A 25,547-nucleotide genomic window follows, 5' to 3' on the forward strand; every position below is an offset into this window, starting at 1 on the left:
AACGAAACGAGTGGTGGACGCAAGATGTCAGAAGCCTGCCCCGGTACGGAAGTACCTTTTACCGCTAGACAGCTAATGTGATCTTGGCTGAAAAAAGACGCTTCCGAGAGGTGTCGGGACCGGCCGGGCTGGGCACCGTGGGGGCGAGCCCTGTCCGGCCGGTCCGCGGGACGTCCCCGTCAGACGGGTACGCCGTCCTTGGTGCCGTCCTTGGAACCGTCCGGCTGGACGGGTACGGCGGCGGCCTGCTCGTGCGCGTCGTCGGTGAGCGTGGTCTCGTCGAACGGCAGTCGGCCCGAAAGGACTTCGGCGGCCCGGACCCGGTCGAACTCCTTCGTCCAGGTGCCGATCAGCACGGTCGCGATCGCGTTGCCCGCGAAGTTCGTCAGCGCCCTCGCCTCACTCATGAACCGGTCGATGCCCACGATCAGGCCGACACCGTCGACGAGTTCAGGCCGGTGCGACTGGAGCCCTCCGGCGAGGGTGGCGAGACCCGCGCCCGTCACTCCGGCCGCGCCCTTCGAGGCCACGATCATGAACAGCAGCAGGGAGATCTGCTCGCCCAGTGCGAGGGGCTTGCCCATCGCCTCCGCGACGAAGAGCGAGGACATCGTCAGATAGATCGCGGTCCCGTCGAGGTTGAAGGAGTAGCCCGTCGGGACCGTGATGCCGACCACCGGCCGCGAGACCCCCACGTGTTCCATCTTCGCGATCAGCCGGGGCAGCGCCGACTCCGAGGAGGAGGTGGACAGGATCAGCAGGAACTCCCGGCCCAGGTAGCGCAGCAGGGCGAAGACGCTGATCCCCGTACACAGCCGGAGCAGCGTGCCCAGGACCACGAAGACGAAGATCAGGCAGGTCGTGTAGAAGCCGATCATGATGACCGCGAGGGACTTCAGTGCGTCCATTCCGGTCGCTCCGACCACCGCCGCGATCGCGCCGAACGCGCCCACCGGCGCCGCCCACATGATCATCGCGAGTACCCGGAACACCAGCTTCTGCACGTACCCGATCCCGCGCAGCACCGGCTCGCCCGCCGCGCCCATGGCCTGGAGCGCGAACCCGGACAACAGCGCCACCAACAGCGTCTGCAGCACCTCGCCCCCGGTGAAGGCCGACACGAGCGTGGTCGGGATGATCCCCAGCAGGAACTCGGGCGTGCTCTCCGCGCCGCCCGCCTTCGCCTGCGCCTCGCCCGCGTGCCGGGCCGCCTCGGTCAGGTGCAGTCCGCTGCCCGGCTCCAGCAGGTTGCCGACCAGCAGTCCGATGGCCAGCGCCACCGTGGACATCACCATGAAGTAGCCGAGAGCCAGCCCGCCCACCGCACCGACCTTGGCGGCCTTGCGCACCGAGCCGATGCCCAGCACGATCGTGCAGAAGATCACCGGCGAGATCATCATCTTGATCAGATTGACGAACCCGGTGCCCAGCGGCTTGAGCTCCACGGCCACGCCGGGCGCGGCGAACCCGACGGCGATGCCGAGCAGCACCGCGCCGATCACCGCGATGTACAGATAATGCGTCTTGTCGCGTCTGGCGGCCACGATGCCTCCTGGTAGTGCCCTTCGCCTCCCAGATGTCGAAGGCGTCCCGGGAGACCATCGCCCGCCGCTGTGACCCCGGTCACCCTTGCGTTCATTGAGTTCACGCCCGGGTGCACACTGAGCGCCATGTTCCGCTTCCCCCGGCCGCCGCGCAGCCTCGCCGGTCAGCTCTTCGCCATGCAGGTGGTGCTGGTCGCCGCGGTCGTCGCCGGTTGCGCCGTCTTCGCGTACGCGGCCGCCCGCGACCAGGCCGAGGAGGCCGCCCGGCGTCAGACCGGGGCGGTGGCCCGCGCGGTTGCGGATTCCCCGTCGGTACGGGAGGCGGTGCGCGCCGAGGTGCGCGATGACGTGCGCGCCGAGGTGCGCGATGACGTGCCGGGTTCCGCGGGCGGGGCCGTACGCGGAACCGTGCGCGGGAGGGGTGGCCCCGGCGGGCCCACCGCGGCCCTGCAGCCCTACGCGGAGCGGGTCCGCGTCGACACCGGCGTGGACTTCGTGACGATCATGGCTCCGGACGGACGCCGCTGGACGCACCCCGACCCGAAGCGCATCGGCGAGCCCTTCGTCGGCAACACCGCCCCCGCCCTGCGGGGCGAGACCTTCAGCGAGACCTACACCGGCACGCTCGGACCCTCCATCCGCGTGGTCACCCCGATCACCGACGAGGGCCGGGTCATCGGCATGGTCGCCGCCGGCATCACCGTCCGCGCGGTAAGCGCCGGCCTCGCCGCCCGGCTCTCCGCGCTCGCCTGGATGGCCGGCGGGGCCCTCGCCCTCGGCGGGGCGGGCACCTACATCGTCAATGCCCGGCTGCGCCGCCACACCCACGGGATGAACGCGGCCGAGCTGAGCCGGATGTACGACTACCACCAGGCCGCCCTGCACGGGGTCCGCGAAGGGCTGCTGATGCTCGACGGCCGGCGCAGGATCACCCTCGTCAACGACGCGGCCCGCGAACTCCTCGGCCTGCGCGGGGAGGTCAAGGGGACCGGCGTGGCCGACCTCGGCCTGCCCGCCCCGCTCACCGGCGCGCTGCTCGCCGACCGGCCCCGGGTGGACGAGGTGCACCTGACCGCGGACCGGGTGCTCGTACTCAACAGCGCCCCCGTCGCGGGCGGCGGCCGCCGGGGCACCGTGACCACCCTGCGCGACCACACCGAACTACTGTCCCTTACAGGGGAGTTGGACCAGGAGCGCGGATTCACCCGGGCGCTGCGGGCGCAGGCCCACGAGGCGGCCAACCGGCTGCACACCGTGGTCTCCCTCATCGAACTCGGCCGCAGCCACGAGGCGGTGGACTTCGCCACAGCGGAACTGTCTCTCGCCCAGGCCCTGACCGACGAGGTGATCGCCGCCGTGGGCGAGCCGGTGCTCGTCGCCCTGCTGCTCGGCAAGGCCGCACAGGCCCACGAACGGGGGGTCGAGCTGGTCGTCACCCCGGACAGCGGAGTCATCGGAGCCGGGCCCGGCGGCCCGCCCGCCCGGGACCTCGTCACCGTGCTCGGGAACCTCGTCGACAACGCCGTCGACGCCCTCACCGGCGTACCCGGCGGCCGGATCCGCGTCACCGTCCGCCCCGACGGCCCGGCCGGCCCCCACGGGCAGGGACTGCTGCTGAGCGTGGCCGACAACGGCCCCGGACTTCCCGAGGGCGCGGACGTGTTCCGGCGCGGCTGGTCGGGCAAGGGTGAGGGGCGGGGCCTGGGCCTCGCGCTGGTACGGCAGGTGGCCCACCGGCACGGCGGCAGCGCCGAGGCCGACCAACTGCCCGACGGAGGCGCGCGGTTCACCGTACGGCTGCCGGCGCGCGGGGAGGCGGACGTATGAGCGCGCCCGACGTGCGGGTCCTCGTCATCGAGGACGATCCGGTGGCCGCGGACGCACACGCGCTGTATGTCGCGCGCGTGCCCGGCTTCACCGCGGTCGCGGCGGTCCACTCCCTCGCCGAGGCCACCCGGGTCCTGGAGCGGACCCGGATCGACCTGCTGTTGCTCGACTTGACCCTGCCCGACGGCCACGGGCTGCGCTTCGCCCGCGGCCTGCGGGCCGCGGGCCATCCCGCCGACGTGATCGTGGTGACCTCGGCGCGGGACCTGGGGGTCGTCCGCGAGAGCGTCTCGCTGGGGGTCGTACAGTACGTACTGAAACCCTTCGCCTTCCCCACCCTGCGCGAACGGCTTCTGCGCTACGCGGAGTTCCGTGCGACTGCGGCGGGTGAGGCGGCGGGCCAGGACGACGTGGACCGCGCCATGGCGGCCCTGCGCGCACCCCGGCCGGCCGAACTCCCCAAGGGGATCGGAGCCCCGACCCTGGACCGGGTCGCCGGCCTGCTACGGGCGGCCCCCGAGGGGCTGACCGCGGGCGGGACGGCCGAGGCGGCCGGGATCTCCCGGATCACCGCCCGCCGGTACCTGGAACACCTGGTGGACACCGGCCGCGCGGACCGCACCCCCCGGTACGGCCAGGTCGGCCGCCCCGAACTGCACTACCGCTGGCTGGCGGCGGCCCCGGCCGCCGCCGGGACCGGCTCGGTGTCGAAGGTGTAGAACTTCCGGTGGTCCAGCATGTCGGCCGGGGTCACGTCGTTCCACGGCCGCATCGTGTCGCCCAGGTCCACGACGTTCGGGGTACCGCCGGCCGGCAGGTACGGCGACTGCGGGTGCAGCGCCTGCCAATCGGCCCACAGCTTGTCGATGAAGGCGTGGTGCATCCAGAACACCGGATCGTTGGGGGAGACCCCGGTGGCCATCTGGCCGCCCACCCACACGTGCACCCGGTTGTGCAGGTTGGCCCCGCGCCAGCCCTCCAGGGCATTGCGGAACCCGCCCGAGGAGCTGTTCCAGGGCGCCGCGTCGTACACCGGCACCGCGAGGACCGCGTCCACCTCGGCCCTGGTCGGCAGCTGGGCCACTCCGGTACCGAGCGCGCGCCGCAGATAGGAGCGCCCGTCCACCCGTACGGCTATCTCCCACTTGCCCGTCGCGTACGCGAACGGCCCGTCGAGGACCTGCCCGTCACGAGCCCGTCCGGTGCCGCCGAGGAAGTCGGCGGCCCAGAGGGAGGAGCGGGCGGTCCGGTCGGCGGTCCAGTCCCAGTACGGCAGGGTCACCGACGGATCAACCGCCTGCAGCGCCGCCTCGAACTCCAGCAGAAACCGGCGGTGCCACGGCAGGAAGGAGGGGGAGCGGTGGCCGACCCGGTCACCCGAGTCGGTGTCGCCCATGATGAAGCCGTTGTGGGTGGTGACGAAGCGGTCGTAGCGGCCGGTGCGCTTGAGTTCGAGGAGCGCCGCGACGAAGGCCCGCTTCTCCTCGGAGGTGAGCGAGGCCTGATTCTTGCGGATCGTCATCACATGCCGCCCATCGGGACGAGGGAGGCGCCCTGGAGCTCGCGCACGGCGGCGCGGGCGAGCGGGAGCGGGCCGGAGTAGGTCTCGTAGTGGTTGACCACGCTGATCCAGCTGCCGTCGGCGTTCTGCATCACGTGCAGTTCGCGGCCGTCTATGAGGACGGTCGGCAGGCCGGGCGACTGGTGGCCGCCGTGATGGCCGCCGTGGTCGCCGCCGCCCGAGGCGGGGACTATCCGTATGAGGCGGCCCTGGTAGACCTCGTCGACGGTGCCCGCGGGGGTGGCGGGTCTGGCGGGACGGGATCCGGTGACGGCTGCGTGCGCGGTGGCGCCTGCGAGGCCGAGGACGGTGAGTGCGCCGGCGGTTGCGCCTAAGGCCTGTCGGCGGGTGATCTTGTTCATGGGTCGAAGAGGTATCAGGGCATGGGGAACAGAGGGCCGCTATCCGGACATCCACGGATAAGTTTCCGGTCGAACTAGTTGGATGATCTTCCCGTCCGGATCGGCTCCAGTGGTCCAAACCGGAAGATCTGCGCAAAGAGGCCTAGTTGCCAGGAAGTCTTTCGGTCGCGGGGGGAGGGTATGGGAGGGATCACACTGCGGAGACGGCCGGAAGCCGCAGCAGGAAGCGCCCCCCGGGTCCCGGTCCGGCGCTCAGGTCGCCCCATGGGCCGACGCGATGTCCCGTGCGATGGCCGGCCCAGGCCCGTCCGCCCCGGAAGTGACGGTCACGGTAACCGCCGTCCTTCTGGGCGCCGGGCCGCGGTGGCCCGTAAGGGGTCGCGGAGGCCGAGGGTGACCCGCTCGGGTGACTGGCCCGCGTCGAGTCGGGCCAGGAGTGGCAGGTCGTCCGTGATCTTGCCGCCGGACACCGACTTCTCCGCGGTGGTCATGGCCTGGGCGCGGCAGGTCCTCGGGCCGCTTCCCTGAGGCATCCTGAAGTCGAGTTAAGGACGATCTGTCAAGTTTCATCCCGATATAGTCCCGCTATGGCTCTCCACGAGACGAAGGACCCGCGCTCCCGCGACGCCGAGACGGACGTCTTCGCGTCCGCCCTCAGCGGCGAGATCCTCCCCAAGCACCGGATGCCCGAAGACCACTCGCCCACCGAAGTGGTCTACGAGCTCCTCCACAACGAGCTACTCCTCGACGGCAACGCCGCCCAGAACCTGGCCACCTTCTGCACCACCTGGTCGGACGACGGGGTCCACCGGCTGATGAACGAGTGCCTCGACAAGAACATGATCGACAAGGACGAGTACCCGCAGACGGCCGAGATCGAGGCCCGCTGCGTCAACATCCTGGCCGACCTGTGGAACGCACCCGCCGGCACCACCGGCACCGGCTGCTCCACCACCGGCTCCAGCGAGGCCGCCATGCTCGGCGGCCTCGCCCTCAAGTGGCGCTGGCGCGAGCGCCGCCGCGCCGCCGGACTGCCCACCGACAGGCCGAACCTGGTGTGCGGACCGGTCCAGATCTGCTGGGAGAAGTTCGCCCGCTACTTCGACGTAGAGCTCCGCCAGGTCCCCCTGGAGCCCGGAGCCACCGGCCTGCGCGCCGAGCAGCTCGCCGCCCACGTGGACGAGAACACCATCGGCGTCGTCGCCATTCTCGGCGTCACCTACACCTGCGTCTACGAACCCGTCGCCGAGATCGCCGCCGAACTCGACCGGATCCAGGCCGAGTACGGCTGGGACGTGCCCATCCACGTGGACGCCGCCAGCGGCGGTTTCGTGGCCCCCTTCCTCCACCCCGACGTGGTCTGGGACTTCCGGCTGCCGCGCGTGGCCTCCGTCAACACCTCCGGGCACAAGTACGGCCTCGCACCGCTGGGCGTCGGCTGGATCGTGTGGCGCACAGCCGATCTGCTCCCGGCCGACCTCGTCTTCTCCGTGGACTACCTCGGCGGGGACATGCCCACCTTCGCCCTCAACTTCTCCCGCCCGGGCGGCGAGATCATCGCCCAGTACTACCTGTTCCTGCGCCTGGGCCGGGGCGGTTACAAGCGCGTCCAGCAGGCCTGCGCCGACACCGCCCAGTACCTGGCCCGCGAGATCGAGAGCATGGGCCCCTTCACCCTCCTCTACGACGGCCAGGGCGCGCTGCCGGCCGTCTCCTACCGGCTCACCGACCCCCAGGGTGCGGGCTTCACCCTCTACGACCTCTCCGACCGGCTCCGCATGCGCGGCTGGCAGGTGCCCTCGTACCCCCTGCCGGCCGACCGCGAGGACACGGTCATCCAGCGCGTCCTGATCCGGCACGGGGTGACCCGGGACCAGATCGCACTGCTGGTATCCGACGTGCGCAGCGCCGTGGAACACCTCGTCGCGCACCCGCAGCCGGTCCCCGCGGGCCCGCCCCGGTCCGGCTTCCACCACTGAGGAGTCTGAGCACCGAAGGGCGTAACGCCCGTTTCGGTAAGGACAGTTGCCGGCCGAGCTCACGGACGGGCTCGGGGTTCCGGGCGGCTGGGTTGCTGAAGCGCGCCCTGGGTCACCGGAAGGGCCACTGCGCCCCAGTGACGATCAAGGGCACACGGGCGCCCTTTGGCTCGGCACGGCTCAGGGCGCCGGCCAGCGCATCCCCAGTTCCGTCAGCGCGGCCGTCCGCTCGGGGGCCAGGGACGCGGAGCGGGAGCGCTGGTTGGCGATCCAGGAACCCAGGCGCAGGTCGCGGTCGCCGACCCGCTCCACGTGCGTACGGGGCACCCGCAGATGCCGCTCGCGGTCGTGGAACTGCCGGGCCGCCTCCAGGTGCGCCGCCCACGCGGCCCCATGGGCGACCCGGGGCTTCGGCCGGTCCGCGCCCTCGGCCGGGGTCACCCCGAGGGCGTGCTCCAGCAGCCAGCGCTGGGCCCAGGCGAGGCGCTCCCAGGACGTGCGCTGGCCGCGCAGCCACACCCCGAGGTCCTCGCCCTGGACCACGGCCTCTCCGGGACGCGTCGGGAGCCGGCCGCCCGAGTCCAGGTGGACCCGGGTCAGGTGGAAGGCCCGCTGCCAGGAGATCTCCCAGGCCGGACACCAGGACGCGTCGACGGCCTCCAGGGCCTCGCGGCGCTCCTCGGACAGGGCTCCGGGGCCCTCACGGCGGGCCGCCGCCCGCTGGTTCTTGACCCATACCCCGACCGGGGCGCCGCGCCAGGTGGCGTCCACGGGAGGCAGCAGGTGCCCGTGCTCGGCCGCCCAGCCGCTCGCCGCCGCGAGCCCCTCCTCGAAGGCCACGTCGAAGTGGCTCCACACCATGCCCAGTTCGTCGAGCTGGGTCACCCGCTCGCGGCCGAGCGCGCCACGCCGGTACGTGCGCCGGACATCCGCGATCCACTGGCCGAGCGGGAACCTGGCCAGCCCCGGCGGCCACCGCACCTCGGCTCCGAGGTCTCCACCGGCCGCCGCGGTCGCCTCGGGGACCCCACCGGCCGCCGTGGCTCCACCGCCCTCGGGCACCTTGTACGCGAACGGCACCTTGAGGTCTCCGGCGGCCCCGGCGTAGATCCGGGCGGCCTCCACCCCGCGCCGCCAGTGCTCGTGCTCCGGGTGCAGGACGCGCAGCCGGACGAAGGCCGCCAGCAGCGCCGGGTCGCGGGGGGTGGAGAAGCTCAGCAGGGACTGCGCGCCGCCGCGCAGCCCGGAGCCGCTCAGGGACTCCGTACCGCTCGTGCCGGGGGCCCCGCGCCGGCTCGGGGCCTGGGGCTGGGCCAGGGACTCGACGAGCCGGGTGTCGTGGGCCCGTAGCGCCTCCAGCAGCCGCGCGAGGTCCCCGTACGCCCGTGAGGTCAGCATCGTCTCGGGGGACTCGCCGGGCCCCAGCAGCACCGGCACGACGAGGGAGGCGACCTTGCCCTCCCCGGGCCGGATGCGCAGCGCCCGGCCGACGGCCTGGACCAGGTCGGGCATGGAACCGCGTACGTCGGCCCAGAACACCGAGTCGCACTCCTTGGTGTCCACGCCCTCGCCCAGTACCCGGACACTGCCCAGGAAGGCCTTGTCCGCGACCCGGTCGTCCGCGAAGGCGCCCAGCACCCGTCGCCGGTGCGCCACGGTGTGCTGCCCGCACAGCCAGTCCGCCCAGACGGTACGGGGGTACACCGGCCGGGGTGTCCAGCTCGTGGCGCGCAGTCGGGCGGCCACCGCCGGCAGCCCGGCCGCGAAGGCCTCGGCCTCCTTGGTCAGGTGGTGGAAGACGAGGGTGCGCCGGAACCCCTGCCGTACGGCCGCCGTCACCAGCGCCGTCTGGAGCGCCGCGAGCCGCACCCCGCGCACGGCGTCGGAGCGTCCATCCGGGCCGAGCAGTACGGCCGCCTGGAACTCCGGATCGCTGACGTCCACGCAGACCACCCGGTAGGGAGCACAGATGCCCCGGTCGATGGCCTCGGAGAGGGTGAGGGTGTAGCAGCGGGCACCGAACGGCCCGTCCGGGTCGTCCTGCATGGAGGCCACGAGGTCGCCCCGGCCGTGCGCCCCCTCCGGATGGTCGGCGCCCTCGGCGGGATCGGTGTCCTCGCCGTCCTGCCAGACCCGGGGCGTGGCCGTCATGTACAGCCGGCGCACCGACGGGATCCGGGTGTTGTCGTGCACCACCGCCCAGGGCTTGCCGATCCGCCCCGAGGTCCGGTGCGCCTCGTCGACCACGATCAGGTCCCAGCCGGGCAGCCCCTCGCGGTGCGCGCGTTCGATGGTGCCGAGGCCGAGCGAGGCGTACGTGGCGTACACCGTGACCCGGTCGACGGGCGGGCCCGCCCAGCCGGCCAGTTCGGCCGGGTCGGTGGTGGTGGGCACCCCCGCGTCCTCGCCGCGCAGCGAGCACACGGCGAATGCGCGGCCGGTCCGGCCGCCCTCGCGCCAGGCGGTCGCGGTCTGTACGAGGAGGTCCAGGGAGGGCACCAGCACCAGGACCCGACCGGCCCGCAGTTCCTCGGCCGTGTGCACGGCGACCAGCGACTTGCCGGAGCCCGTCGCCATGATGACCTGCGTACGGAGTCCGGTCCGTGGGACCCTGCGCCCGGCGGGCAGCTCCAGCGCCCGCACGGCCGCGTCGACGGCCTCACGCTGGTGCGGACGGAGCTTCTGCCTGCTCATGCGCATCACCCCCGTGATCTGCCGATTTCCTTCCAGCTCCTATCTTGCCCCCATTTTGAATCATTGGGGGGAGATCGAGTCGGTCGGGTACGGCGGGCCGGGGAAGGGGGAGAGGGGCCGGGGGGAGCCCTACATCCGGGCCCCGAAGTTCTGCGTCCACCACGGGCCGCCGGTGCCCTGGTGGATGCCCACGCCGATGTCCTTGAAGGAGCAGTTGAGGATGTTCTCCCGGTGGCCCTGGCTCTTCATCCAGGAATCCATGACCTGAGCCGGGGTCCGCTGCCCCTTCGCGATGTTCTCCCCGTAGGTGGACCAGCGGTACCCGGCGGCGGTCGTCCGCTTGCCCGGGTCCGCGCCGTCCGGGTTTGTGTGCGCGAAGAAGTTCCGCCGGGCCATGTCGTCGGAGTGCCCCTGGGCGGCGTTGCGCAGCTGCGCGTCCTCCTTGAGCGGCCCGCAGCCGGCCTTCGAGCGCTCGGCGTTGACCAGGGCGATCACCTGGGCGGCGGCGCCGCTCGGCGGGGCGGGAGCGGGCTTCTTCGGCGGGGTCGACTTCGGGCTCGGCTTCGGGGTGGGCGTCGGCTTCGGTGTCGGGCTCGCGCTCGGACTCGGGGTGGCGCTGGGGGAGGGGCTGGGGGAGGCGGACACCGAGGGGCTCGGGGTGGGCGACGCCGACTCCAGGGGCAGTGCGGTCCCCGACCGGGGCGCCACGAGCGCGGCCGCCGGTGCCTCGGGGGCGACCGTTCCGGGCCGGGTGCCGAGGTAGGTCAGCCCGCCTCCCACGACACAGGCGGCGAGCACCGCGCCACCGATCACCCGGCGCCGGCCGCGGGTCTGCCGCTGTCTGCGCAGCGAGGCGCGCCCGTCCCCGGGACCGCCCTCAGCGGCGAACTGCGCGTCGCCGCCGCCGTCGGCGGAGTGGGGGCCCGGGGCGAGGGGCCCGTCCGTGTCGTACGCCGAAGCGGTGGTGGTCAGGCCCACGGAGGTGAAGTCGGAAGCCGCGGCCGCCCGTATGCCCGCGAACAGCGCCGCCGAGACCGGCAGCAGCGCCAGCCCGGCGAGCAGCCCCTCGGCCGGGAGCAGGCCGTTCCACAGCCCGGCGCACCGTATGCACTCGCGGGCGTGCCGGGCTATTCGCTTGCGCCACAGCGCCGAGGGCAGGCCGTCCCAGCTCGCCGCCATCGCCCGCAGGTCCTCGCAGGGCGGCTGGGCGCCCAGGGCCCGTTCCACCACCCGGGCGGCCTCCAGCTGCGCCTTCATGCGCTGAACCCGTACCGCCGTGTGCTGCGGGGACAGCTCCAGTGCCTGCGCCATCTCGGCGCGCGTCAGCTCCCCGGCGCACTCCAGCCACCACAGGGACAGCAGCGCCCGGTCGTCGGGCTCCAGCCAGCGGGTGGCGCGGGCCGTCTCCCGGCGCTGGCCCTCGAGCTGGAGGCGTACGACGGTCAGGTCCACGAAGTCGGCACCCGGATCGGCCAGCTCCCAGGCGGCCTCCAGACCGCTCTCGCCGGGGGCGCTGCGGCGGGCCTGCCAGTGGGCGCGCACCCGGTTCATGGCGATCGCGACCAGCCAGGACCGGAAGCTGTGGTCGTCGCGCAGGCCGCTCAGCCCGTCGAGTGCCCGAAGCATCGTGTCCTGCACCACGTCGTCCACGTCGACGGACCCGTTCAGGGCGCGCCCGACGATGTTGTAGACCAGCGGCAGATAGGCGCTGACCAGGTCGTCCTGCGCGCGGGGATCGCCCGCACGGGCCGCGGCGACCAGCGCTGCCGTGTGCTGAGTGCTCATAGAAAGTCCCTGTCCGTACCGGCGCTCGATGATGCCCAATACCTGGGAGACCGTCGAGGCGGAGTCCGATAACGGTTATCCGACGAACGGATCCGCGGATGCGGAATCCGGGGGGTCCGGGGCGGGGCCCGGGGCGGGCGCGGGGGCCGGGGCGAGTCGGTCGGCCAGGGCGCCGAGGTCGGGCAGGAACCAGATGTGCCGACCCTGGTTCGATTCCCGTACGAGATCGCGCAGGGCGGAACTCGACCGCAGGTGGTGCGAGATGTCGCCCACGACCACCAGCCGGACCCGGTAGTTCACGAACTTCTGCATGATCGCCCCGGCGAGCCCGCCGCTGAGGTCGAAGAAGCCGGCGTCCAGCCGCTCCACCGGGACGGCGACGATGTCGGTCCGGTAGAAGGCGCCGCCGATCAGCTGGTCGAGCGCGTCCTGTTCGCCGGCGACCGGCGGGCCGTCGGCGGCGCAGACCAGGACCGGTACGCCGTGGTGTTCCACGATGAGGTCAGCCATGGTGCGCCGCCCGCACGCCGTTACCCGAGCCGTTGTCCGTGTCCATGCCGTTGCCCGGGCCGAGGACCCCGTCGACGAGGTGCAGCAGATCGGCGGTGGTGGCGGCGTCGCCGAGGATCACGATCTTCATACGGGCCCGCTCCTTGTCGTAGACCGTCTGGACGCGCAGCGAGGCCGGGCTGTCCCGCGGGGACTGCGCGCTCGCCGTGACGAGGTTCGCGAGCCGGTTCGCCGCGTCGGGGCCGATCGCGTCGATCTGCACGATGCTCGACACCTCCAGGTGCCTGCGCGGTGCCCGCCCGGCGGCCGAGTGGTCCTCGGCGGCCGGGGTGGTGGTGACGCTGGTCAGGGCCTCGAAGTCGGCCCGGCTGATCCGGTACTGCTTGCCGATCCGGACGGCTTTCAGCCGACCGTCGCGCACGTAGTTCCGGACAGTGCGCACGTGCAGCCCGAGCAGTTCGGCCACCTCGCCGACCGTGTACAGCTCACGCCCTTCATCACTCATAGTTCCGGATCCTACCCTCTCGTAGTAAGTATTGGGCATGATGGGGACTGTTAGGGAATATTGCCGAGGTGGCGGTCGGTGATCCTCCTAGCATGATCAGATGACTGCTCCCCGCTACCCCGCCAAGCCCCGTCCCGGGGACCGGATCGCCGTTCTCTCCGCCTCCGCCGGTCTGCCTGCCCTCTTCCCCCAGCCCTACGAGCTGGGACTGCGCAGGCTCCGGGACGAGTTCGGGCTGACGCCCGTGGAGTACCCGACGACCCGGAAGATGGGCGCGACGGCCGAGGAGCGGGCCGCCGACATCCACGCGGCCTTCGCGGATCCCGGTATCAAGGCGGTGATCGCCAGCATCGGCGGCGACGACCAGCTCACCGTGCTCCCGCACCTCGACGCCGGTCTCCTGCGCGCCAACCCCAAGCCGTTCTTCGGCTACAGCGACAACACCAACCTGCTCCTGTATCTACGGGAGTTGGGGATGGTCGCCTACCACGGGGGCTCGGTGATGGTCGAGCTCGGACGGCCCGGCGCCCTGAACCCGCTGACGGCGCGGTCCCTGCGGGCCGCCCTGTTCACCTCGGGCGAGTACGAGCTGGCCCCAGCCGACGCCAGCGGGGACGTCAACGGCCCCTGGGACGACTCCCGAACCTTCGATGCCGAACCGGAACTGGAGCCGGCCTCGGGCTGGACATGGCACAACGGCGACCGGGTGGTCGAGGGCGTCAGCTGGGGCGGCAACCTGGAGATCATCTCCTGGATGCTGATGGCCGACCGCGCGGTGCGGCCCGTGGAGGAGTACGCCGGCGGGGTGCTCTTCCTGGAGACCTCGGAGGACATGCCCCGTGCCCAGGACGTCTACTGGATCCTGCGCGCCATGGGGGAGCGCGGACTGCTGCGGCAGTTCCCGGCCCTCCTGATGGGCCGGGCGAAGAGCTGGTCCTTCGAGAAGCGCCTCGGTGTCGAGGAGCGGGAGCACTACCGCCGCGAGCAGCGCGCGGCGGTCCTGCGGGCCCTCGGCGAGTACGCCCCCGAGGCCATGGCCGTCTTCGATGTGGACCTCGGGCACACCGACCCGCAGGTCGTGATCCCCGTCGGCGGCCGGGTCCGGGTGGACGGCCCGGCCCGCCGGGTCTTCGTCACGTACTGACGCATCCCGCCGCAGTGGCTCTGTTGGGGTCCCCGACCGGGTCCGGGGTGGCCGCGGCACACCTTCCCCCGCCGGCCTTCCCGCGCCGCACGGCCCGAGACGGTGCGGATCGCCGGGTGGTGCTCTACAGCAGCGGGGCCAGTGCCCGGGTGGCCGCGAGCAGGGCGGGCGCGTAGGACTCGAGCTCCGTGCGGGAGACCAGGAAGGTGACGGTGGTGATACTGACGCCGCCGATCGGACGGCCCTGCGGCCCGAGGATCGCGGCGCCGATGCAGCGGATGGTCGCCTCGTTCTCCTCGTCGTCCACGGCGAACCCCTGCGCCCGCACCGCCTCCAGCTCCGCCTCCAGGGCCCCCGGTGTCGTGAGCGTGTCGGGCGTGCGGCGCGGCAGCCCGGTCGCGGAGACCAGCTCGCGCACCTCGGCTCCGGGCAGCTGGGCCAGGATGCTCTTGCCGATCGCGGTCGTGTGCAGCGGCATCCGCATGCCGATCCGCGAGGCGGTCCGGAAGGGCTGTGCGCTCTCCAGCTTCCGGATGTAGGTGATGGTCTCCCCGCTGTGCAGGGCGAGATGGACCGCCTGCCCCGTGGCCTCCTGCAGCTCGCGCAGGATGTGCTCGATGCCGGCCGGCTCCCCGCCGCTGACCAGGGCGGACAGTGCGCGCAGCCGGGGGCCGACGCCGTAGCGGCTCTCGCCCTCGGAGCATACGAAGCCCTGCTCGATCAATGACGCCAGGATGCGGAAGGTGCTCGACTTCGGCACGGCCGCCGCCGCCATGACGTCGGTGAGCCGGTGCGGGCCACCGGGCGCGGCCACGGCTTCCAGGATCCGCATCGACTTCTCCAGCGCCGTCCCCGCGGCGGAGGTCCGACCGCCTCGGGCAGCGCTCTGGCCCTTCGCGGTATCGGGCCCGTCATCCGGGGACACGCGATCTCCAAACGTGGGTATGGTCTGCAGCGGAAGTTCCATTACACGATACCAAGTTCCAGTACGTGGAACAAATGGAGGGTGTCTTGCGCTGTCATCCGTATGCGGCCATCACCGCGCAGCGACTGCTGCCGGTCCTGCGCAACGCCGACGCCGACGAGGCCGTCCGCCACACCGGCGCGCTGCTCGCCGCAGGCTGCCGTGTCGTCGAGCTCACCACCTCCACCCCCGGCTGGGCCGAGGCGGTGGCCCGCACCGTGCCGCTCACCGATGCGCGGGGGCGCCCCGCCCTCATCGGAGTCGGCACCGTCACCACCGGCCAGGCGGCGCGGACGGCGCTCGACGCGGGCGCCGCCTTCCTCATCTCCCCGTACCCGGCCCCCGAGGTCCGCGAGGTCGCCCGGGAGCGCGGGGCCGTCTTCATCGAGGGCGGCTTCACCCCCGGCGAGATCGCCTCGGCCGTCCGGTCCGGCGGCGCGGCGAAGGTGTTCCCCGCCCACGTGGGCGGCCACCGGTTCATCCGCTCCCTCAAGGCGGTCCTGCCCGACGCCGTGATCATTCCGACCGGCGGGATCGCGCCGGGCGAGGTGCGCGACTGGCTCGCCGCCGGGGCCGCCGCCGTCGGGATGGGCAACGGCCTGCCCGCCGATCCCGGAGAGCTGGCCGCCGTCTTCGCCGGCCTCGACCGGCCCTGCTGCGGCGACTGCGCGGGTACGGAGCGCCGGCCGTGACCGGGACGGACCACGCGGCCGGGCCGCACGGGTACGACGTACTCGTCCTCGGTGAGGTCCTCGTCGAGATCCACGCCGAGACCGGCCTGCGCGACGCCGCCGACGGCACCCCCGCCCGCGTCTCCTACTCCGGGGACGCACTCAACGCCGCGGCCGCCGCCGTAGCCGCCGGAGCCCGCACCGCTCTCCTCGCCGTCGTCGGCGAGGACGAGCTGAGCGTCCCGCTGCTGGCCCGCGCCGCCGAACTGGGCGTGGACGTCTCCCACGTACGCCGCTCCCCGCGCGCCAACGGCGCCTACCTGCTCTGCGCCGACACCGAGGGCGACCGCGAGTTCGTCTACTGGCGCACCGGCAGCGCGGGCTCCACCCTCTCGGTGGAGCACGTCGAGTCCTGGCGGGAGCTGCTGACGGGCTCCAAGGCCCTCATCACCAGCGGCATCGCCGGCGCCCTGTCGGCGAGCAGCCGCGAGGCGGTACTGCTCGCCGCCCAGATCGTGCACGGCGCCGGCGGTCACCTCTCCTACGACCCCAACTTCCGCTCCCGGCTCACCAGTCGAGAGGATGCCCGCACACTGCTGGCCCGCATCGCCCCGCTGACCGGGCTGCTGAAGACCTCCTGCCCGGCCGACGCGCTGGCCCTGGTCGACACCGGCGACCCGGCCGAGGCCGCCGCCCGGTACCGGGCCCTGGGCGCCCGTACCGTAGCGGTCACCGCGGCCGCCGACCGGCTGCTGCTGGACGACGGCACGGAGGCGGCGTACTTCCCGGTCCCCCTCAACCCGGACCCCGTGGACGCGACCGGCGCGGGCGACTGCTTCACCGGCACCACCACCGCCCGTCTCGTGCTGGGCGACCGCCTCCGGGACGCGGTCGCCCACGGTACGGCGGCGGCCTCCCTCTCCGTGTCCGGCCGCGGCGGCACCGGCCACGTCCCCGCCTTCACCGAGACGGCGGCCCTGGCCGCCGCACACCGCGGCCACACCCTTCGAACCTTGGGATAGGACCCCGGCAGCGCCACGGCACTACGGCATCACGGCGCTACGGCCCTACGGCATCACGGCGCTACGGCCCTACGGCCCTACGGCGCTACGGCCCTACGGCCCTACGGCCCTGCGCGCGGGCCCGGCCGGGCATGTTCCGGGCCCGGCCCGCCGCGCGTCCGGGCACCCCGACCGGCTACGCCGCTCCGAGCCGTGCGACCTCCTCGGGCGCCAGCCGCAGCGACCCCGCGGCGACGTTCTCGACCAGGTGGTCCGGGTTCCCGGTGCCGGGGATGGCCAGGACGTGCGCGCCCCGGCTCAGGGTCCACGCCAGGCGGAGCTGGGCCGGGGACACGCCGTGGGCCAGCGCGATCTCCCGTACCGCCGAGTCGTCCTCGGCGGCCGCCCCGGCCTCCTTGCCGGCGCCGGCGATCGCGAAGAAGGGAACGTAGGCGATGCCCTGCTCGCCGCACGCGTCGAGGAGGGCGTGCTCCGCGGCCGGCGAACCGATCCCGTACGCGTTCTGCACACAGACCACGGGTGCGATGGCCCGCGCCTGCGCGAGGTGATCCGGCCGTACGTTGGAAACGCCCAGGTGTCGGATCAGCCCGGCCGTGCGCAGCTCGGCGAGCGCCCCGAAGTGCTCGGCGATCGAACCGGTCGTCTCCTGGCGAGGGACGCGCAGGTTGACGACGTCCAGCTGGTCGCGGCCCAGCTGGCGCAGATTCTCCTCGACCTGACCGCGCAGCTGCTCGGGCGTGGCCCACCACCACTCTCCGGACGGATCGCGGCCTGGCCCGACCTTCGTGGTGATGACCAGCTCGTCGGCGTACGGGGCGAGGGCCCGGTTGATGAGCTCGTTGGCGGAGCGGGTTTCGGAGAAATAGAAGGCGGCCGTGTCGATGTGGTTGACCCCCAGCTCGACCGCCCGCCGTAGTACCCCGGTCACCCGGTCCCGGTCGCTGGGGGAGCCGGCGGCGAGGTGCGTGAGCCGCATCGCGCCGAATCCGATGCGGCGGACGGGGAGGTCGCCGAGCACCCAGGTGCCGGAGTCGGCCGCGGTAGTCCTGCCCGCGGTCCCGTCGGTGGTGCCCATGTGCGAAGTCATCAGATGATCATATCCCGGTCGGTGCCCCGGCCTGCGAAGAGCCGGGGCCGTGGGGCGCCTACTCCGGTCCCGACTCCTGCTACTCGGCGCCGGCCCACTCCTCTTCCTCTTCCTCCTCCTCGTGCGGGAGGGCGTCCGCCACCCAGCCCGCGGCGAGGACCAGTCGGGAGGTGCGGTGGACGGCGAGGAATCCGAAGGGGCGGTGGACGGTGACCTCGGCCCGGCGGACGCGGTACTTCGGCCGGGGGCCGGTCCCGGCGCCGCCGGCTGCGCCGATCGCCGTCACCGCGGCGGCCTCGAAGCCTTCGGCGTGGAAGCGTGCCACGGCCGACTGCCGGGCCGAACCGATGGCCAGCGGGTCGGTGCTGATCCCCGGGAAATGACCGCTCCGGACGTCCGAGGCGCTCTCCAGCCCGAACAGCGCGGCGGATTCCAGGAGATCGTGCTCCGCTTCCACCTCGAAGGCCACCGTCCTGATGTCCAGCCGGTGTTCGCGGTCGACGGAGAGCACCTGTTCGATGTGCAGGCCCGGCCCCGGGTCGCCCTCGGCGAGCGCGTCCGCGCCCGTAGAGGCGATCGCCCGGGTGACGGCCGCGATGCCGGCCCGGAGGGTCTGGCCCGGCGGGGCCTGCGGCTCGCCGAGGACGAGGTGGACGTCCACGCCGCCGTCGCCCACGACCTCCAGCAGGGTCACCGGCCCGGTCGCCGCCTGCGCCACGCGGACCCGCTCCAGGAGGGCGGTACTGCGGGTCAGGCCGAGCAAGGGCTTCCCGGCCCAGGGGCCTTCGTCGATCCAGGTCCACGAGGACGTGAAGGGCTGGATCCACCGCAGGCGCAGGGTGAGTGCCGAGGCGAGCACGAGCAGTGTTTCCTCGTCGACTTTGACCGGCATCCGCTCGACGAGGCCGCCGGTGCGCTCGGCGGCCCAGGCGTCGAGGGCCTTGCGGTCGGTGTCCTCGTCCCCGGTCAGGGTGGACCGGGTTCCGGCGGGAAGCCGGGCCGACCATGCCTCCTCCAGCGAGAGGTCCGCCCGGGTCCACAGGCCGCTGGCGGCGCGCAGGTCGCGTACGCCGTCCACTCCGGTGAGGAGCTCCCTGGCGGCCTCGGCCGCCGTGTCGGCGGGTATGCCGAGGGCCTCGGCCAGTTCGGTGCGGGCCGGGCCGTCGGCGCCGTCGGCGAGGAGGGCCAGCAGCGGCCAGACTCCGGCCGCCGTCAGAACGGTGTTCTCGTCGCCCGTGGCTGCCCGGCCGGCCCAGCGCGAGGTGAGGGCGTTGACCGCTCGTACCGTCTTCGTCTTCATGCGGGGGAGAGTACGGGTTGGGGCGCCGCCGGGACGGGTCGTTTGCCGCGGCCCGGCGGCGCTGTTCAGGGGGTGGGGCGGTCAGTGCCCGCGCAGTCCCTCGTCGACCGCGGTCATCAGCTCCCCGTCGGCGGTGTCCGCGTCGAGCGACCAGAACATCGCGCCGCCGAGGCCCTCTTCGCGGATGTACCGGGTCTTGGTGCGCAGCACCGTCGGGTCGTCGTACGTCCACAGGGTGGTGCCGTCGAACAGCCAGGCGCTGCCCGCGCGCCGGTCGCGGTACACCTGGTACGCGCCCGAATCGGCCAGCTTCTTCAGCTCCTTGTAGTCCTCGTACCCGGCCGCCCAGGTGGCCGGTGCCGGACCCGTCGCGGGCTGTCCCATGCCGTCCCCGCCGCCGCTGACGCCGGTCCAGCCCTGCCCGTAGAACGGCATGCCCATCACGAGCTTGTGCGCGGGCGCACCGCGCCGCTCCCAGGCGTCCACGGTGCCGTCCACGCTGAAGTCGTTCCTCGCGTACAGCGCGGACTGCTGCGCGGTGCTCTTCTCGCCGGAGACGTGGAAGTCGTAGCCCTGCAAGGTCACGAAGTCGAGGTCGCGCATGATCCGGGGGACGTCGAAGCCCGCGTCGATCTTGGCGGGGGCGGTCGGGACGAAAGCGGACAGCTCGTACTTCGCCTTCCGCTTCTGGCTCCGGGCGTACGAGTCGAGCTGCGTGCGGAACTCGCTCACCAGCGCCGTGAAGTTCTTCTTGTCCTCGGGGCGGTAGGTGGTGTCGGCGTCGCCTTCCGAGCCGGGCCACTCCCAGTCGATGTCGAACCCGTCGAAGATCCCGGCGGCCGAACCGGCGCCACCGCGGCTGCCGTCCTGCGGGAGGTTGCCCTTGATGTACAGGTCCAGGCAGGAGGACACGAGGGCCTTGCGGGAGGCCGGGGTGAGCGCGGCGTCGGAGAAGTGCGTGGACCAGCTCCAACCACCCAGGGAGAGCAGGACCTTGAGGCCCGGGTGCTTGGCCTTGAGCTCGCGCAGCTGGTTGAAGTTGCCGGCGAGTGGCTGCTCCCAGTCGTCGGCGACGCCGTCCACCGAGTTCTCGGCGTCCAGCGGACGCACGTAGTCGGCCCAGGCGTCGGCCTCACCGGGGACGTTGCCGGTGAAGCACTTGCCGTCCGCGCTGATGTTGCCGAAGGCGTAGTTGATGTGCGTGAGCTTGCCCGCGCTGCCGTTCTTCTCCAGGTCCTGAACCTGGAAGTCCCTTCCGTAGACGCCCCATTGGGTGAAGTAGCCGACCTTCGTGTACGAGCGGCCGTGGCCGTGGCCGGAGTCGCTGTGGCCGGCGCTGTCATGGGCGGGCGCGAAGGCGGTCAGCAGGGAGAGGGAGCAGGCGGTGACGGCCAGCCTGCCGAGCATGCTGCGGCGCATGGGCTTCCTTTGCGGATTGCGGATGCGGTGGATGGTGCCGGGGGGCGCGTGCGCTGTGCATGCGGAAACTATTGGTCTGGACCACAGCGGGTCAAGGGGGTGGGGCAAGTCGGTGCCGTCCGGCGGGCGTCCGAGGTGCCCGGCGGGGCCGGAGCGTCCGGGTCGGGGCAGGTTCCAGGGGCAGGTTCCACTGCCCGACCTCGTGGGCGGGGCCCGCCGTCGAGGGTGAACTGGACGGCGGCGAGGGCCGCGTCCTGCGGCAGCCCTGGGGCTGCCGGCCCACCACGGTGAGTGCCTGTCGGGCGGTGGCTCGTTGCCCCCGCTCGGCGCTATCGCGAGTGATTCTGCGCGAGGGCCCTCTGGTGGAAAGCGGAGGGCACCGGCAGTGTGGCCCAGCGGGTGACTGGCCAGGCCAAGGTGAAGGCGCGGCCGACCACGTTGTCCACGGGCACGAAGCCGTCGCCGGGATTCTGCAGCTGGTGGTAGCGGGAGTCCCGGGAGTCGTTGCGGTGGTCGCCCATCACCCAGAGATGGTCTCTGGGAACCTTGACCGTTCCGACCGGGTCGTTGTCGCACGGGGTCGAACCGGGATGGATGTACGGCTCGTCCAGCGGTACTCCGTTAACCTTCACCGGGCTTCCGCTGTTGCACTCCACGGTGTCGCCACCGACCGCGATCACCCGCTTGATCAGGTCTTTCTCGTCCGATGAGGGAAGCAGGCCCACGAAGCCCAGTACGCTCCGCGCGCTGCGCAACACCGCGTTGGCCTCTTTCGGAGTCTGCTCCGGGAGCCAGCCGCCGGGATCACGGAAGACCACGACTTCCCCGCGCTGCGGCTTGGCGCCGAACCACGGGGTCAGCTTGTCCACCAGGACCCGGTCGTCTTCCTGCAGGGTGTTCTGCATTGAGCCCGAGGGTATCGAGAACGCCTGAACGAAGAACGTCTTGATCCCCAAGGCGAGCAGCGAGGCGATGGTGACCAGGATCAACAGCTCGGCCCACCAAGGGCGGCGCTTCGCGCCCGGCACACCTCCTGGCTCACTCCGCGCGGGGCCATCGCCGGGGTTCGCCTCCCGGGGTGATCGCCGCGGGAGACGAGAGATGGCGCGCACACCTGCCGGGAGCCGGCCGAACCGGCCGGCCGCTCCGCCGGGTCCCCGGCTCACAGTCGCCTCCCTCGAGCTCATCTGTTGGTTTCCCTTGCCCGTTCTGGACCACTGGACCGGCATGTGGCTGCTGGGCGACAGGGCCCGGCCGGGCAAGCGTAGGAAAGCGGCCATTCGCGAGGTGTAAAGGTCGGCGTCGCGTCCCCGGCTACCCCCTCGCCGTAGCCGTCACGGCCGCGATCCGGGGCGGCGACCTGGACGGACTCCGCCGGCTGCTGGCCGCGCACCCCGTCACCGCCGGCGCCGATCCGGGGGCCCGGTTCGTCGGCTCCCACCGGGAAACCCCGCTGCGCTGGGCCGCGAGCACTGCTCACCGTGGTCGCGGAGTTCGTGGCCGGGGGCGCGGATCCCGGGGAGATCACCAGCGCCTTCTGGGGAGCGTGCCACGGAGGCCAACTGTCCACGGCCCGGTACTTGTTGTCTCGAGGCGCGGACACCGACTGGATCGGCTACGGCGGGGCTGACTCCCCTCGACGCCGCTCTGACCAGCGAAGACGGCCCGCTCGCCGACTGGCTCGGATCCGCGGGTGCCCGCACCGGGGGCGAAATTCCTCGCGGTTGACCCCCGAATACAGTGGATCTTCGACGCGCTCCGTGACATGGTTGGTCTCACCGAAGGGGTGTAGCTCAGCTGGTCAGAGCGCTGGTCTCCAAAACCAGATGTCGTAGGTTCGACTCCTGCCACCCCTGCGAGGAAGAGCCCTGTGGCCCGGATCCGACGACCACTCGTCGGACCCGGGCCATTGGCATGTCAGCTCGCATCCCGGGGGTCGCCGTCACCTCGCCGCGCGGGCACAGGCACGGGTGTGGCCGCTTCGGTGCCAGGTCACCCTTCTGGCAGACTGGCCGGGCTATCCAGGCGGTGCAGGACAGGAAACCGGTGTGAATCCGGTGCGGTCCCGCCACTGTGACCGGACGCCCCCGCACGGGGACCCGGGAGTCAGACACTGACGCACCGCCTCTTCGGTTCGACCAGGGGACGCGGATCCCCCGGAGAGGCTCCACCATGTCTTCGCACCCCCGTACGCTGCTGCGCGTGCTCATGTCCGTCCCCCTCCTGATACCGCTGGCCGCCTGCGGGGGATACCCAGGGCCGCGGGACGCGCAGGCGCCGGCGGGCGCCGCGCCCGGATTCCCGTACACGGTCACCAACTGCGGTGTCACCAGCACCTATCAGGCACCCCCGCGACGTGCGGTCGCGATGAACCAGCACGCCACCGAGATCCTGCTGGCCCTCGGCCTGGAGGGGAGGACGGTCGGCACGGCCTACCTGGACGACGCCGTACTGCCCGCCTACCGGCCCGCCTACGACAAGATCAAGGTGCTGGCGAAGGAGTACCCCACCAAGGAGGTCCTCCTCGGCGCCAACCCCGACTTCGTGTACGGAGGTTACTCCAGCGCCTTCGACGAGGCGCAGGGCCGAGACCGCGCGGGACTCGCGAAGTCGGGCATCAACTCCCGGCTCAGCGTGGAGTACTGCACCAAGGGCAAGGTCGGACTCGACCAGCTCAGGACCGAGATCACCGAGGTGGCGCGGACCTTCGCAGTGCCCGAGCGCGGCGAGCGGCTCATCGCGGACGAACAGCGCCGCATCGAAGCCGTCAGCGCGCGCGTGAAGGACAAGGCCAGGCCCGCCGTCTTCGTCTACGACTCGGGCGACGCCTCCGCCTTCACCTCGGGAGGCAACGGCATCGGCAACGAGATCGTCTCGCTGGCGGGCGGGACGAACGTGTTCGCCGACCTCGAGGACACCTTCGGCGACGTGTCGTGGGAGAAGGTCATCGAGCGCAAGCCCGAGGTCGTCCTCATCTACGACTACGGCGGCACCACCGTCGAAGCCAAGAAGCAGCGACTGTTGCACGACCCGGCGCTGGCGCAGGTACCCGCGATCAAGAACCAGCGGTTTGTCGTGCTGCCGCTGTCCTGCGCCGTGCTCGGCGTGCGCGTCGCCGACGCCGTCGAATCGCTGGGCGGCCAGCTCCACCCCGACGCCGCGTGAGGCGCCGGAACACCCGCGCCGTCACCCGCACACCGGTCGTACTGGCCCTGCTCACCGCCGCGTTGGCCGCGTCGGCCGTCGGAGGGCTGGCCCTGGGGCCGGTACGGATTCCCCCCGGCCAGGTGCTGGACATCGTGCTCGGCGGCCCCGGACCGTCGGGGGGAGCCTTCGGGGCGATCGTGTGGGACGTCCGGATACCGCGCGTGCTCCTCGGGGCCGTCGTCGGCGCGGGACTCGCCGTCGCCGGAACCGTGCTGCAGGCCCTCGTACGCAATCCGCTCGCCGACCCGTTCCTGCTCGGAGCCTCCTCCGGGGCCTCGGCCGGAGCCGTGCTGGTGATCGTCTTCGGCGCCGGCCTCCTCGGCTTCGCGGGCGAGGCCGCCGTACCCCTCGCCGCCTTCGCCGGGTCGATGGGCGCACTCGTCAGCGTCTACGCGATGGCCCGGCGCGGCGGCGCCATGACCACCGGCCGGCTGATCCTCGCCGGAGTCGCCGTCCAGTACGTGCTGTCCGCCCTGACCAGCCTGATCCTGGTACTGGCCGCCCGCCCCGACCAGATCCGCAGCGTGCTGTTCTGGACGCTCGGCGGGCTCGGAGGGGCACGCTGGGGCGAGCTGGCCCTGCCCGCCGGGGCCCTGCTCCTGGGCACCGGACTGCTCATCGCCCTGGCCAGGCCGCTCGACCTGCTGCTCGCGGGCGAGGAAGGGGCCCACACGCTCGGCCTGGACACGGGCCGGTTCCGGGCCGCCGTGTTCGTCCTCACCTCGCTCGTCATCGGGGTACTGGTGGCCTACAGCGGGGCGATCGGTTTCGTGGGGCTGATGGTCCCGCACGCGGCCCGGATGGTCGTCGGCGCCGGACACCGGGCGCTGCTGCCCGTGGCCGCGTTGGGCGGGGCGGTGTTCCTGACCCTCGCCGATCTGATCGCCCGTACCGCCGCCGCGCCGGAGGAGATCCCGGTCGGCGTGGTCACGGCGCTCGTCGGCGGGCCGTTCTTCCTGTGGATGCTGCGCAGGTCCACCCGTACCGAAGGGGTGGTGGGATGACGGCGGCGCGGCGGGCGGACCCGACGGCGGGACCGGCGGAACTCGCCGTAGAGGCCGTGCGTTACGAGATCGACGGGCAGCCACTGCTGCACGGGATCGACCTCACCGCCCGCCCCGGCGAGACGGTCGGAGTCGTCGGCCCCAACGGCAGCGGCAAGACGACACTGCTGCGATGCGTCTACGGCACCCTGCGCCCGACCGGCGGGCGCGTACTGCTGGACGGCGCGGACGCGGCCTCGCTGGGCGTCAAGGACCGCGCCCGACGGGTGGCGGTGGTGCCCCAGGACGCGGCCGGGACCTTCGGGCTGACCGTGCGCGAGGTGGTGGCCATGGGGCGCAGCCCGCACAAGCGGTTCTGGGAACAGGACGGACCGGACGACGTACGCCGCGTCGTCCGAGCCCTCGACACCGTCGGCGCGGCCCCCCTCGCGGGACGCCGCTTCGACGGGCTCTCGGGCGGCGAGCGCCAGCGCGCCCTGGTGGCCCGCGCCCTCGTCCAGGACCCCGGGCTGCTCGCCCTGGACGAACCGACCAACCACCTGGACATCCGCTACCAACTGGAGATCCTGGGCCTGGTCCGCGCCCTGCCGGCCACCGCCCTGCTGGTCCTGCACGACCTCAACCTGGCTGCGATGTACTGCGACCGCCTGTACGTCCTGGCGGCCGGCCGCGTGGCCGCGTCGGGCACTCCGGCGGAAGTCCTGACGGAGCCCCTGCTGGCAGAGGTGTACGGGGTCCGCACCCGGGTCGGCACTCACCCGACGACGGGCGCGCCGAACGTCGTCTACCTTCCGCAGGACGGGGAGCGGGGCCGGCGTGCGAGCTCCGCGACCGCCTAGGTTCTGTTTCTTGGATCAGGTTCGGATCCAGATGATCAGGGCAGCGAGGGTGACGGTCCCGAGGTAGACGTACGCGCGTTTGTCGTAACGGGTGGCCACGGCCCGGAAGTTCTTGAGGCGGTT

Annotated in this window: 22 protein-coding genes, 1 tRNA gene, 1 pseudogene and 1 riboswitch; of the genes and pseudogenes, 10 read left to right on the plus strand and 14 right to left on the minus strand. The window is 72.5% G+C overall.

Going from position 1 to position 25,547, the window contains the following annotated elements:
* Positions 1-179: 179 nt before the first annotated feature.
* Positions 180-1,544, minus strand: a complete 1,365-nt coding sequence (locus tag OTB20_RS30255; RefSeq protein ID WP_267822330.1) for a cation:dicarboxylate symporter family transporter — start codon at positions 1,542-1,544, stop codon at positions 180-182.
* Positions 1,545-1,670: 126 nt separating this feature from the next.
* Here OTB20_RS30255 and OTB20_RS30260 point away from each other — a divergent pair, with 126 nt between their 5' ends.
* Entirely contained in the window at positions 1,671-3,371 is a 1,701-nt protein-coding gene (locus OTB20_RS30260; RefSeq protein ID WP_267822332.1) for a sensor histidine kinase, read from the plus strand.
* Positions 3,368-4,090, plus strand: a complete 723-nt coding sequence (locus tag OTB20_RS30265; protein WP_267759639.1) for a response regulator — start codon at positions 3,368-3,370, stop codon at positions 4,088-4,090. The genes OTB20_RS30260 and OTB20_RS30265 overlap by 4 nt, the downstream gene beginning before the upstream one ends.
* Here OTB20_RS30265 and melC2 read toward each other — a convergent pair.
* From melC2 to OTB20_RS30280, 3 genes are all read right to left on the minus strand, one after another.
* Positions 4,030-4,893, minus strand: a complete 864-nt coding sequence (melC2, locus tag OTB20_RS30270; RefSeq protein WP_267822334.1) for a tyrosinase MelC2 — start codon at positions 4,891-4,893, stop codon at positions 4,030-4,032. The two genes, OTB20_RS30265 and melC2, sit on opposite strands and share 61 nt — an antisense overlap.
* Positions 4,893-5,294 carry an apotyrosinase chaperone MelC1 gene (melC1, locus tag OTB20_RS30275; protein WP_267822336.1) on the minus strand — a complete coding sequence of 134 codons (402 nt, stop codon included), beginning with the start codon at positions 5,292-5,294 and terminating at the stop codon, positions 4,893-4,895. The genes melC2 and melC1 overlap by 1 nt, the downstream gene beginning before the upstream one ends.
* 326 nt (positions 5,295-5,620) lie before the next feature.
* Complete coding sequence (locus tag OTB20_RS30280; RefSeq protein ID WP_267822338.1) at positions 5,621-5,785, minus strand: hypothetical protein; 165 nt, start codon at positions 5,783-5,785, stop codon at positions 5,621-5,623.
* 96 nt (positions 5,786-5,881) lie between these two features.
* Between OTB20_RS30280 and OTB20_RS30285 the strand changes: the two genes are divergently transcribed.
* A complete protein-coding gene (locus tag OTB20_RS30285) occupies positions 5,882-7,273 on the plus strand; it encodes a glutamate decarboxylase (RefSeq protein WP_267822340.1) in 1,392 nt (463 codons plus the stop codon).
* 180 nt (positions 7,274-7,453) lie between these two features.
* On the opposite strand, the gene OTB20_RS30290 is transcribed toward OTB20_RS30285, so the two are convergent.
* The 4 genes from OTB20_RS30290 to OTB20_RS30305 form a co-directional block, all read right to left on the minus strand.
* A complete protein-coding gene (locus OTB20_RS30290) occupies positions 7,454-9,967 on the minus strand; it encodes a DEAD/DEAH box helicase (RefSeq protein WP_267822342.1) in 2,514 nt (837 codons plus the stop codon).
* Between the two features lie 129 nt (positions 9,968-10,096).
* A complete protein-coding gene (locus tag OTB20_RS30295) occupies positions 10,097-11,752 on the minus strand; it encodes a sigma-70 family RNA polymerase sigma factor (protein WP_267822344.1) in 1,656 nt (551 codons plus the stop codon).
* Positions 11,753-11,827: 75 nt separating this feature from the next.
* On the minus strand, positions 11,828-12,262 hold the full coding sequence (locus tag OTB20_RS30300; RefSeq protein ID WP_267822346.1) for a DUF4180 domain-containing protein: 435 nt from the start codon (positions 12,260-12,262) through the stop codon (positions 11,828-11,830).
* Positions 12,255-12,767, minus strand: a complete 513-nt coding sequence (locus OTB20_RS30305; protein ID WP_267822348.1) for a helix-turn-helix domain-containing protein — start codon at positions 12,765-12,767, stop codon at positions 12,255-12,257. The genes OTB20_RS30300 and OTB20_RS30305 overlap by 8 nt, the downstream gene beginning before the upstream one ends.
* Before the next feature lie 100 nt (positions 12,768-12,867).
* Between OTB20_RS30305 and OTB20_RS30310 the strand changes: the two genes are divergently transcribed.
* Complete coding sequence (locus OTB20_RS30310; protein ID WP_267822350.1) at positions 12,868-13,911, plus strand: S66 family peptidase; 1,044 nt, start codon at positions 12,868-12,870, stop codon at positions 13,909-13,911.
* A gap of 124 nt (positions 13,912-14,035) precedes the next feature.
* On the opposite strand, the gene OTB20_RS30315 is transcribed toward OTB20_RS30310, so the two are convergent.
* Positions 14,036-14,836, minus strand: coding sequence for an IclR family transcriptional regulator (locus OTB20_RS30315; RefSeq protein WP_267822351.1), 801 nt, complete (start codon positions 14,834-14,836; stop codon positions 14,036-14,038).
* A gap of 86 nt (positions 14,837-14,922) precedes the next feature.
* Between OTB20_RS30315 and OTB20_RS30320 the strand changes: the two genes are divergently transcribed.
* Together OTB20_RS30320 and OTB20_RS30325 are read left to right on the plus strand one after the other, a co-directional pair.
* Positions 14,923-15,567 (plus strand): bifunctional 4-hydroxy-2-oxoglutarate aldolase/2-dehydro-3-deoxy-phosphogluconate aldolase, encoded by a 645-nt coding sequence (locus tag OTB20_RS30320; protein WP_267822353.1) that lies wholly within the window; start codon positions 14,923-14,925, stop codon positions 15,565-15,567.
* A complete protein-coding gene (locus OTB20_RS30325; protein WP_267822355.1) occupies positions 15,564-16,568 on the plus strand; it encodes a PfkB family carbohydrate kinase in 1,005 nt (334 codons plus the stop codon). Before OTB20_RS30320 ends, OTB20_RS30325 begins: the two co-directional genes overlap by 4 nt.
* A 175-nt stretch (positions 16,569-16,743) precedes the next feature.
* Here OTB20_RS30325 and OTB20_RS30330 read toward each other — a convergent pair whose 3' ends face one another.
* The 4 genes from OTB20_RS30330 to lepB all read right to left on the minus strand — a co-directional run bounded on the left by OTB20_RS30330 (position 16,744) and on the right by lepB (position 21,402).
* Positions 16,744-17,655, minus strand: coding sequence for an aldo/keto reductase (locus OTB20_RS30330; protein ID WP_267822357.1), 912 nt, complete (start codon positions 17,653-17,655; stop codon positions 16,744-16,746).
* Between the two features lie 79 nt (positions 17,656-17,734).
* On the minus strand, positions 17,735-18,955 hold the full coding sequence (locus OTB20_RS30335) for a serpin family protein (protein WP_267822359.1): 1,221 nt from the start codon (positions 18,953-18,955) through the stop codon (positions 17,735-17,737).
* 81 nt (positions 18,956-19,036) lie between these two features.
* On the minus strand, positions 19,037-20,374 hold the full coding sequence (locus OTB20_RS30340; RefSeq protein ID WP_267822361.1) for a glycoside hydrolase family 18 protein: 1,338 nt from the start codon (positions 20,372-20,374) through the stop codon (positions 19,037-19,039).
* 329 nt (positions 20,375-20,703) lie between these two features.
* Positions 20,704-21,402 carry a signal peptidase I gene (lepB, locus tag OTB20_RS30345; protein ID WP_267822363.1) on the minus strand — a complete coding sequence of 233 codons (699 nt, stop codon included), beginning with the start codon at positions 21,400-21,402 and terminating at the stop codon, positions 20,704-20,706.
* A 754-nt stretch (positions 21,403-22,156) separates the two neighbouring features.
* Between lepB and OTB20_RS30350 the strand changes: the two genes are divergently transcribed.
* The 4 genes from OTB20_RS30350 to OTB20_RS30365 all read left to right on the plus strand — a co-directional run bounded on the left by OTB20_RS30350 (position 22,157) and on the right by OTB20_RS30365 (position 25,424).
* Positions 22,157-22,230 (plus strand) — tRNA-Trp (locus tag OTB20_RS30350).
* Positions 22,231-22,409: 179 nt separating this feature from the next.
* Positions 22,410-22,490, plus strand: a riboswitch (cobalamin riboswitch).
* A 56-nt stretch (positions 22,491-22,546) separates the two neighbouring features.
* Positions 22,547-23,539: an ABC transporter substrate-binding protein gene (locus OTB20_RS30355; protein ID WP_267822365.1), complete on the plus strand. Its 993-nt coding sequence runs from the start codon at positions 22,547-22,549 to the stop codon at positions 23,537-23,539.
* Positions 23,536-24,585, plus strand: coding sequence for a FecCD family ABC transporter permease (locus tag OTB20_RS30360; RefSeq protein ID WP_267822367.1), 1,050 nt, complete (start codon positions 23,536-23,538; stop codon positions 24,583-24,585). Before OTB20_RS30355 ends, OTB20_RS30360 begins: the two co-directional genes overlap by 4 nt.
* Complete coding sequence (locus OTB20_RS30365) at positions 24,582-25,424, plus strand: ABC transporter ATP-binding protein (RefSeq protein WP_267822369.1); 843 nt, start codon at positions 24,582-24,584, stop codon at positions 25,422-25,424. Before OTB20_RS30360 ends, OTB20_RS30365 begins: the two co-directional genes overlap by 4 nt.
* A 15-nt stretch (positions 25,425-25,439) precedes the next feature.
* Here OTB20_RS30365 and OTB20_RS30370 read toward each other — a convergent pair.
* Positions 25,440-25,547, minus strand: a pseudogene (locus tag OTB20_RS30370) (IS5/IS1182 family transposase); the annotation flags it as partial.

Source organism: Streptomyces sp. H27-H1, assembly GCF_026627445.1.
In the GTDB taxonomy this organism is placed as follows: domain Bacteria; phylum Actinomycetota; class Actinomycetes; order Streptomycetales; family Streptomycetaceae; genus Streptomyces.

Bases quoted from the DNA above. Each gene is read 5' to 3' on its own strand.
- OTB20_RS30260 (WP_267822332.1), top strand. From the start codon at position 1,671: ATGTTCCGCTTCCCCCGGCCGCCGCGCAGCCTCGCCGGTCAGCTCTTC.
- OTB20_RS30265 (WP_267759639.1), top strand. From the start codon at position 3,368: ATGAGCGCGCCCGACGTGCGGGTCCTCGTCATCGAGGACGATCCGGTG.
- melC2 (WP_267822334.1), bottom strand. From the start codon at position 4,893: ATGACGATCCGCAAGAATCAGGCCTCGCTCACCTCCGAGGAGAAGCGG.
- melC1 (WP_267822336.1), bottom strand. From the start codon at position 5,294: ATGAACAAGATCACCCGCCGACAGGCCTTAGGCGCAACCGCCGGCGCA.
- OTB20_RS30280 (WP_267822338.1), bottom strand. From the start codon at position 5,785: ATGACCACCGCGGAGAAGTCGGTGTCCGGCGGCAAGATCACGGACGAC.
- OTB20_RS30285 (WP_267822340.1), top strand. From the start codon at position 5,882: ATGGCTCTCCACGAGACGAAGGACCCGCGCTCCCGCGACGCCGAGACG.
- OTB20_RS30290 (WP_267822342.1), bottom strand. From the start codon at position 9,967: ATGAGCAGGCAGAAGCTCCGTCCGCACCAGCGTGAGGCCGTCGACGCG.
- OTB20_RS30295 (WP_267822344.1), bottom strand. From the start codon at position 11,752: ATGAGCACTCAGCACACGGCAGCGCTGGTCGCCGCGGCCCGTGCGGGC.
- OTB20_RS30300 (WP_267822346.1), bottom strand. From the start codon at position 12,262: ATGGCTGACCTCATCGTGGAACACCACGGCGTACCGGTCCTGGTCTGC.
- OTB20_RS30305 (WP_267822348.1), bottom strand. From the start codon at position 12,767: ATGAGTGATGAAGGGCGTGAGCTGTACACGGTCGGCGAGGTGGCCGAA.
- OTB20_RS30310 (WP_267822350.1), top strand. From the start codon at position 12,868: ATGACTGCTCCCCGCTACCCCGCCAAGCCCCGTCCCGGGGACCGGATC.
- OTB20_RS30330 (WP_267822357.1), bottom strand. From the start codon at position 17,655: ATGACTTCGCACATGGGCACCACCGACGGGACCGCGGGCAGGACTACC.
- OTB20_RS30335 (WP_267822359.1), bottom strand. From the start codon at position 18,955: ATGAAGACGAAGACGGTACGAGCGGTCAACGCCCTCACCTCGCGCTGG.
- OTB20_RS30340 (WP_267822361.1), bottom strand. From the start codon at position 20,374: ATGCGCCGCAGCATGCTCGGCAGGCTGGCCGTCACCGCCTGCTCCCTC.
- OTB20_RS30355 (WP_267822365.1), top strand. From the start codon at position 22,547: ATGTCTTCGCACCCCCGTACGCTGCTGCGCGTGCTCATGTCCGTCCCC.
- OTB20_RS30365 (WP_267822369.1), top strand. From the start codon at position 24,582: ATGACGGCGGCGCGGCGGGCGGACCCGACGGCGGGACCGGCGGAACTC.